At 71.3% G+C, this 637-nt stretch carries 1 protein-coding gene; it reads right to left on the reverse strand.

Features of this window, described 5'->3' with window-relative positions:
* A partial coding sequence (locus AC6EUL_RS22890; RefSeq protein ID WP_499872914.1) for a sugar transferase occupies nt 1–576 on the reverse strand: 576 nt, incomplete at its 3' end.
* Nucleotides 577–637 lie beyond the last annotated feature (61 nt).

A 637-nucleotide genomic window follows, 5' to 3' on the forward strand; every position in this document is an offset into this window, starting at 1 on the left:
GGCGCGGCGCTGCATGTCGGCCAGGGTGGGGGTGGGCCCGCGCGAACCGTTGATCTGGGCCCAGCCGGTGATGCCGGGCTTGACGGCGAAGCGGTGGCGGTAGGTCGGGATCTCGGCGCCGTAGTAGAGGTCGTGGGCCAGGGCATGGGGGCGCGGGCCGACCAGGGCCATGTCGCCCTGCAGCACGTTGAGGAGCTGGGGCAGCTCGTCGATGCTGGTCCGGCGCAGCAGGGCGCCGACGCGGGTCACCCGGGCGTCGCCCCGGGTGGCCTGGTGCACGACCGCCCCGTCATCCAGCACGCGCATGGTGCGGAACTTGTAGATCTGGAACGGGTGCCCGTCCTTGCCGGTGCGGGTCTGGCGGAACAGGACCGGGCCCTTGCTGTCGAGGCGTACCAGGAGGGCGACCAGGACCAGGAGCGGGGCGACCAGGAACAGGGCCAGGGCGGCCAGGGTCTGGTCCAGGGCGGGGCGGAGGGCCGCCAGGCTGGGACGGGCAAGGCCGGGATGGGATGGGGTCAGCGCAGTCGTGGTGGTGCCGACGGGAAGGCCCTTCCGAGCAGAAGTGGTGTCCATCGTGACAGTGCCCTCAGAATAAGCAGACATCGATTCCCATCAGCCCGTGGCGCTGAAGCGA

Source organism: Methylobacterium sp. 001424705 (genome assembly GCF_059816145.1).